The 7,680-nt window shown below is 39.2% G+C and carries 7 protein-coding genes; all 7 read right to left on the reverse strand.

The genetic code is table 11. The annotated features are described in order from the left end of the window. Positions 1-39: 39 nt before the first annotated feature. Positions 40-327 (reverse strand): hypothetical protein, encoded by a 288-nt coding sequence (locus QZ019_RS08310; protein ID WP_294565795.1) that lies wholly within the window; start codon positions 325-327, stop codon positions 40-42. A 140-nt stretch (positions 328-467) separates the two neighbouring features. Then, positions 468-1,871 (reverse strand): MATE family efflux transporter, encoded by a 1,404-nt coding sequence (locus QZ019_RS08315; RefSeq protein ID WP_295484106.1) that lies wholly within the window; start codon positions 1,869-1,871, stop codon positions 468-470. A gap of 158 nt (positions 1,872-2,029) precedes the next feature. Next, a complete protein-coding gene (locus QZ019_RS08320) occupies positions 2,030-3,403 on the reverse strand; it encodes an MATE family efflux transporter (protein WP_295484109.1) in 1,374 nt (457 codons plus the stop codon). A gap of 82 nt (positions 3,404-3,485) precedes the next feature. Continuing rightward, positions 3,486-5,549, reverse strand: a complete 2,064-nt coding sequence (gene metG, locus QZ019_RS08325) for a methionine--tRNA ligase (RefSeq protein ID WP_295484119.1) — start codon at positions 5,547-5,549, stop codon at positions 3,486-3,488. Positions 5,550-5,576: 27 nt separating this feature from the next. Further along, entirely contained in the window at positions 5,577-6,476 is a 900-nt protein-coding gene (locus tag QZ019_RS08330; RefSeq protein WP_295484112.1) for a DMT family transporter, read from the reverse strand. Positions 6,477-6,563: 87 nt separating this feature from the next. Next, positions 6,564-6,944, reverse strand: coding sequence for a hypothetical protein (locus QZ019_RS08335; RefSeq protein ID WP_295484114.1), 381 nt, complete (start codon positions 6,942-6,944; stop codon positions 6,564-6,566). A 75-nt stretch (positions 6,945-7,019) separates the two neighbouring features. Beyond that, positions 7,020-7,680: PD-(D/E)XK nuclease domain-containing protein (locus tag QZ019_RS08340; RefSeq protein WP_295484116.1), on the reverse strand; the 661-nt coding region annotated here is incomplete at its 5' end.

The following is a 7,680-nucleotide window of genomic DNA, read 5'->3' on the forward strand; positions in this document are numbered from 1 at the left end:
CGGAGGAAAAAAGAAAGAGCTGCTATACTACATAAAAAATCAGGCGATCCGGGTTGTATCCATTACTTTACCGCTTTGGTTTTGAGCAAAGTATTCCTTTACGTCGCTCTTGCGTGAGTCACGAATGATAGTGGCATCTTTAGCGGCAAGCAAAGTGTCAAAAATCTTCTGTTCATTTTGGTTTAAAGCAACTTTATGCTGAACGCTTTCTACATCGGTAGGAATAGCAAGGTGCATGAAAATTGCTTCGCCCATTGATTCGGTCATACAGCCGGAAAGAAGAACGGAGAAAGCTACTGCTGATGCGATAAGTAATTTAGCTTTCATGGAAAAGTCCTTTAATTAAATAATAACGGCATGATTTTACATGACTTTTAATTAATTTTGGTAAGTTATTTTTACTTACAGAAAAATGAAAAAGCGCTGATGACGCAGCATCAACGCTTTAGAATAAAAAAATTTTTTTATCAGATTTTAAGTTTCATGCCTTTGGGGATTAAGCGCTTTTTAAATAAGTAAACGATCCTGAAAATATAGAAAATCGCAGCAGTGCTTAAGCCTGCGGTAAATCCTATCCAAAATCCCATTGCGGCAAACTCTTTACCGCCTATATAACCGTAGGCAAGACAGATGCCTAAGGGCATACCGACTATCCAGTATGCGATAAAGGTTACAATAAATATTGTTCGAGAATCTTTAAAACCGCGCAATATTCCTATAGAAATGGCCTGAACTGTATCAGGAAGCTGATAAATAAGAAGGAATGTCAAAAGCTTACTTGCTATGGCAGTAACTTCCAGATCCGATGTATAAAGAGAAATTATGTAATCGCCGAATATTAAAATTATTGAGATAAAGCAAAGTAAGACAAAAACGTCGATAGTATATACACCCACGGCGGTTCTTTGTGCGCGGTTCCAGTGTCTTGCTCCCATGGCTTCACCGGTTCTTATGGTTGCAGCAGAAGCGATGGACAGCGGAACGATAAATAAGATACCGGATACGTTAAGCGCAATAGAATGTCCTGCAACCATATTCGGTCCGAAAGGACTTAAAAGAAAAGAAACAAGAGAGAAGCAGGCTACCTCGATTGTGGTAGATATGGCAAGAGGAAAACCTAAACGCAGAAAATTGAAAATATCTTGTTTTTTTACATCATAAAATTGCCTGAAAATACGGAATCTTCTATAGTGGCGGCTTTTTTGTACATATATAAATAAAGCAATTGTTGCGATATAGATGGAAATTGTTGATGCAACGCCGCAGCCGATACCGCCTAATTCAGGCATTCCGAATTTACCGAAAATAAAGATATAGTTAAGCGGAATATGTGCCGCCAACATGACAAATCCGAAGATCAAAGTAGGCAGTGTTTTACCTAACCCTTCACAGTAGGCACGCATAACGTTATATAAAGCGATTGCCGGGAAACTGAACGCAAGTGCGTATAAATAGCCGGTAGCGACTCGTACCATTTCTTCATTGACATTGGGCATTAATTTATACAAGAAATGGGCAAAACATAGTATTACCGCCATCAATAATGAGACTAAAAGACAAATTATGGCAGCCAAATGTACTCGTGCCGGTATTTCATCTGCTTTTCCTGCACCGCGTAATTGGGCGACAATAGGCTGTAAGGCAAATGAAAGACCAACGATTGCCAAAATTGCCGGCCAATAAAAAGATCCTCCGATAGCGACACCGCTTAGCTGCTCTGTTCCAGCCGCACCGGCCATTACGGTATCAACGACCGTCATTGAGGTAGAAGCAAGCTGACCGAAAACAATCGGCCAGGCTAATTTAATAATTCTGTGTATTTCTTTAGGTAAGGTTGGGACTACTTCAGTACCGATACGAACTTCCGACATTAATTGGCTCTCAATGATTGGTTAAATACGCAAGATCGCAAACAATTAAAAAATTTTTACAGCTGCATTATACAAGAAGCGTGTAAATTTTTAATGAAGCCTTGTCTTATCTACAAAGAAAAGTACAAGGTTTCTTTAGGTAAAATTTTAAATGTTTTTTAAAAGATCTTGGCTTTATTGTGTTTTAGCTGACGCCAATGATATAGGATCCTTCTTCTGTAGAGAATAGATGCAAAAAACAGACCGCTGAAAATTCCTACCCAAAAGCCTTTAGGTCCGGTGAACGGTGTGTTGATATATTCATAACAGTTTATATATCCGATGGGAATTGCCAGGAAGAAAAAAGATAGTACGGTTGTAATGAAGATGATCTTGGTATCCTTAAATCCGCGCAGCAAATATGCCTGGATAGTCTGAAGGTTTTCACAAACCTGATTGCAAGCGGCAAAAATAAGTAAGGTTGAGCTTAGTTTTATAACCGCGGTATCTTCGGTGAAAAAGGCTGGCAATTCGTGTCTTAAGGAAAGCAAAATTGTTATACCGAATGCCATGCTGATAAATGCAATGCGGTAGGCTGCTTTTATTACACGTTTTAATTGTTCTAAGTCATTTTTACCTATAGCGTAGCCGGTCATGATGGATGACGCTATGCCAAGAGATAAGGGGAAATTGAAGATTAAGGTGGAAAGTGACATGGCAATACTGTTTGCCGATACGCTGACAGGTCCTAAAGGGCTTAACAGTAAAGCGATTACGGTAAAGCAAAAGCATTCAACAGAGCTAGAAAGGCCTAGCGGCAATGACAGCTTTAAGTAAGCGGTAAGATCTTTAAATTTGATTTTTGTTTTGTTAACAAAAAATGATGAAAGATAGAGTCTTTTATTACAGCGAATATAAAGTGCTATAAAAAGCGAGCTTAAAAGCATTGATATTAATGTGGCGACACCGCATCCCACGCCGCCTAAAGCCGGCATACCGAACTTTCCGAAAATGAATATGTAGTTTAATGGAATGTTGTAGCATAGAGCTAATAAACCGAAATATAACGTGACTTTGGTTCTTCCCATAGCCTCGCAGTAGGCGCGCATCGACGCAAAAATAGCACCTACGGGAACGCAAAAGGCGATTGCGGTAATATAACCTTTTGAAACCTCAAACATTCTTGCGTCTGATTCTATATTAAGAACAAAATGGGCTAAAAACAGAAGAATGAGCATTATAAAAAAGCCGAAGGTAAGACATACTAATAAAGCGCAAAGATGAGAATAAGGAATATCATCGTATTTTTCCGCACCCCTTAAGCGACTTACGATAGGATGAAGTGCCGTAATCATTCCGATGGGAAACATAAGACCTGGGAAGAAAAAAGATCCTCCGATTGATACTCCGGCTAAATCTGAAGTACCTGCCATTCCAGCCATGACTATATCGGAAATGCCTAAAAGCGCATAAGCAATATTACCGAAAATAATCGGCAGCGCCAGGCGAAAAAGAGAAAGAATTACGGAGCTTACGGATTGTTTTTTAGTCATCGTTCAATGCACAAAAAAATACAGGGCAATTTAAAAAAGCCCTGTATTATACAAATTTAATTAATTATGTTAAAGATGATGATTAATGTATACGATCGCCGTTTTTAGCGCCTTCATCAACGGATAATAAGAAAACTTCGGTTCCGCCGGGACCTGCTGCCGTTACCATGCCTTGTGAAAGACCGAATTTCATTTGGCGCGGTTTTAAGTTTGCGACAACAACGACTTTTCTGCCGATAAGTTTGCTTATGTCAGTGTAGGCATGTTTAATGCCGGCAAAGACCTGACGCTTTTCAAAGCCAAGATCTACTTCAAGGCGTAAAAGCTTGCGAGCTTCCGGAACTTCTTCAGCTTTAACGATAGTTGCGACGCGTAAATCGACTTTTGCAAAATCATCAATGGTGATTTCATCGGCTAAAGGTTCAAAATCATTTTTCTTTTCTTCAGCTTTAGGCTGCGGAGCGGCAGTTTTTGCTGCTGCAAGATCCTTTTTACTGTCCTCAATCATAGCTTCAATATCTTTAGGATCGATTCTTGTAAATAAAGGAGTGAATTTATTAATTTGATGACTTAATAACGGAGCTGCGGCATTATCAAATTCCAGCTTATCGTTAAGCAGTTCCTGTGCTTTCTGATAAACCTCAGGAAGAATCGGGCTTAAGTATGTAATTAAAGCTTTAAAGCAGTTGATTCCGTCAGTGCAGACAGCCTGAAGTTTTTCATCTTGGCCTTCTTGTTTGGCAATTACCCATGGAGCCATCGCATCAATATAGCGGTTAGCCTCATCGGCAAGCGACATTATGGCACGAACTGCATCAGAGTAGTTGCGGCTGTCATATGCTTGCTTGATTTCAGGCATTGCAGCAGCAAATTTTTCCATAAGCGCAGGATCGTTAGGTTTATCGGCAAGCATTCCGTTAAAGCGCTTATTGATAAATCCTGCGGTACGGGAAGCAAGGTTTACTACTTTACCTACGATGTCTGAATTGACTTTAGCGACAAAGTCATCAAGAGCAAGGTCTAAATCAACAGCCTGATTATTCATTTTGGAGGCAAAATAGTAACGCAGGCATTCAGGCTTTAAATGTTTTAAATAAGTGGAAGCTTTAATGAAGGTGCCTTTGGATTTAGACATCTTAGCGCCGTTAACCGTAACGTAGCCGTGAACAAAAATTCCGGTCGGTAAACGGTGATCGGAGCCTTCTAATGTAGCTGGCCAGAACAGAGAATGGAAATAAAGAATGTCTTTACCGATAAAGTGATAAAGTTCCTTGTCTGAATCCTTATTCCAGAATGAATTAAAATCTATTCCGTTTTTGTCGCAGAAATTCTTAAAAGAGGCCATGTAGCCTATCGGAGCATCCAGCCAAACATAGAAATATTTATTGTCGGCATCCGGAATTTCAAAACCGAAATAAGGGGCGTCTCGGGAGATATCCCAATCTTTAAGACCTTGAGCAAACCACTCTTCAAGTTTGTTTGCCATTTCCTTCGGTAATACGCCTGAATTTATGTACTCATGCAAAAAGTCTTTAAATTTAGGCAGATCAAAGAAGTAATGAAGAGATTCTTTTAATATCGGGGTTGCACCGGATATCGTGGAATAGGGATCTTTAAGATCGGTAGGATTATAAGTTGCAGAGCAAACTTCGCAGTTATCTCCGTATTGATCGGGAGCTCCGCACTTAGGACAGGTTCCTTTGACGAAACGATCGGGCAGGAACATGTTTTTCTCAGGATCGTAAAGCTGAGAAATAGTTTTAGTGGTAATAAAACCTTTGTCTCTTAATTTCTTATAGATAGTTTGAGAGAAAATACGGTTTTCTTCAGAGTGGGTACGATAGTAGTTGTCGTAATTGATTAAAAAACCGTCAAAGTCTTGTTTGTGTTCTTTTCCGACTTGGAGAATCAGCTCTTCGGGAGTGATACCCATTTGACCTGCTTTGATCATAACGGGAGTGCCGTGGCAGTCATCGGCACAGACATAGTATACGTTATTACCTACAGCTCTTTGAAAACGTACGAAAATATCGGATTGGATATGCTCTAGCATATGGCCTAAGTGAATAGGTCCATTGGCATATGGAAGTGCTGAGGTGACAAGCATTGAACGTTTGCTCATTTTTTCCTCTTTGTTATTAAAAATTATTACTAATCTGCGTAACTTGTAATTTTAACTTACTTTCGCTTTTTTAGGCGGAATTTGTGCGATGATCACTGCAGCAAGCATTAATGCGCAGCCCCAAAGTTCTCTTGAAGTCATAACTTCATGAAGGAAAATGCCTCCGAATACGACAGCCATTACCGATTCAAGCGAGAGAATTAAAGTTGCGATGGTAGGATTCATTCCGCGCTGTCCGACAATTTGTAAAGTATAGGCAACTCCGTTAGACATGATTCCAACCCACAGGATTGCAGGCAATGCTCCCATGAATCCTTCATAAGTAATAGTGTCGTGGATCAGCATTAAGAAAAAAGCGACGAAAGATCCTGCAAAAAACTGTCCGCAGGCAAGCTGTACTCCGTCAACTTTATTGACAAAATAAGCGATAACCAAAATGTGTACGGCAAAAATGATGGCACAGATAAAAATGAGAAAATCTCCTTTTTCTATGGAAAAGTCCATATCCGGTTTTATACATAGAAAATAAAGACCAAAGACGGATAAAACAACTCCTATCCATACCGATAATCCGACTTTTTTAGCTAAGAAGATAGATAAAATCGGAACGAAAATAATGTACATTGAGGTAATGAATCCTGCTTTACCGGCATCAGTGTACACGAGCCCGAATTGCTGGAATGATTCAGCGGCAACAAGACACATTCCGCAAAAAAAAGATCCTAGAATAAGATCTTTTTTGGATCCGTTATGAATAACTCGTCCGCCTCGCTGCTTTAATTTATTTAAAAACCAGATGACTGGAATGAGAACGACTCCTCCGATTGCGGTGCGGAAAAAAGTAAAAGTAAAAGGTTCGACATGATCCATGCCGATACTTTGAGCAACGAAACCTGATCCCCAAATGGATGCTGTAATAAATAAAAGAATTGATTGACGTAATTGAAACATTTTTTTGCTTTCCTTTGGAAAGCAGATATTTTAAAAGGTTGTGCCAATGCTCTCAAGTGAGCAAACACAATGTTTTTTAATAGTGCGTCAATATTGAGGATCTGAAATGTAAATTAATTCTATAGAACAATTAAATAATGATTTCTTCACATTTCCCCAGATAAAATATGGACTGTTGGCTATCAAGGTTAAATTTTCTGCGTGAATACTTACCTGGATTTTATTTTTATCTTTATCCTCAAAAGTATAGTTTCCTTCTCCGTCGTCCTCTCCGGTAAACACTCCTTGCAGTAAAACATGATCTCCGTCTTTAGCGTTATCTTTAACTCCTTTTATAGAGTTAGGCATAATATTTAAGTTAAATCCTTGTGGGGCGCTATTGGGTTTAGCCGCGCCGGAAAATCCTTGCGGTAAAGCAAAAGCATTTACGCTTATAAGCAAAAATAAAGCAACTATAAATCTTTTCATAAATGTAATTATCATGATCTTAAATATGCTCTTACTTTACCAAACAATAGATAGCGGCAAGATAGCAAGTAAAAATTATTTTACAATTTCTATTGCTGCTACTTCCCGCATCGGTTTTTGCGTGTCGCTTGCGTTTTCATTAACGATGACAACGGCAAGCGTAATTACTTCCTTATCGGTGATTCTTAAACCGTATCTCTTTTCCCTGATTTGTTCTTTAGCTTTTGCAAGTTTCTCTTGAATATTATCAGCCTTACTTATGACTTTAAACTCACAGATATAAAGCTTGTCATCATCTTCAAAGCATAAGTCGCTTCTGCCAAGTGCCGTCTGATACTCAGTATAGGTGTTATAGCCAAGTAGCTGCAGCATCACCTTATATACGTCACGAAATGCGTATTCTTTAAAACTTACTACGCTTTCATAAGAGAATTCATTTAAGATTTTGTTGAATTCATCTTTTAGCGTCTTAAAGTCTTTGCTGTTAAGTGCACGCCTTATCGCCTGCTTATAGCTCTCTCTTAAAGCCGTACCGTCCTTATTCGTTAGTTTCTCAAGCACGATATCGGCAAAAGCTTCCTTTACCTCAAGATTGGGAATGCCGACCATGAGGTCGGGAGCATCAGTGTCTTTAATCGTAAAATACCCTGCCTGATACAAAATGGCAAAGAAAGGAAAGTTCTCATCCTCAATACTGGTTATAGTGGGAGATAAGGCAGCGATGTTGGTCCTTTTT

The sequence above is a fragment of the uncultured Succinatimonas sp. genome, from assembly GCF_905203285.1.
In the GTDB taxonomy this organism is placed as follows: domain Bacteria; phylum Pseudomonadota; class Gammaproteobacteria; order Enterobacterales; family Succinivibrionaceae; genus Succinatimonas.

What these genes read in the sequence shown, in the direction of transcription:
- QZ019_RS08310 (WP_294565795.1), bottom strand. Translation starts at nt 327, where the DNA reads ATGAAAGCTAAATTACTTATCGCATCAGCAGTAGCTTTCTCCGTTCTT.
- QZ019_RS08315 (WP_295484106.1), bottom strand. Translation starts at nt 1,871, where the DNA reads ATGTCGGAAGTTCGTATCGGTACTGAAGTAGTCCCAACCTTACCTAAA.
- QZ019_RS08320 (WP_295484109.1), bottom strand. Translation starts at nt 3,403, where the DNA reads ATGACTAAAAAACAATCCGTAAGCTCCGTAATTCTTTCTCTTTTTCGC.
- QZ019_RS08330 (WP_295484112.1), bottom strand. Translation starts at nt 6,476, where the DNA reads ATGTTTCAATTACGTCAATCAATTCTTTTATTTATTACAGCATCCATT.
- QZ019_RS08335 (WP_295484114.1), bottom strand. Translation starts at nt 6,944, where the DNA reads ATGAAAAGATTTATAGTTGCTTTATTTTTGCTTATAAGCGTAAATGCT.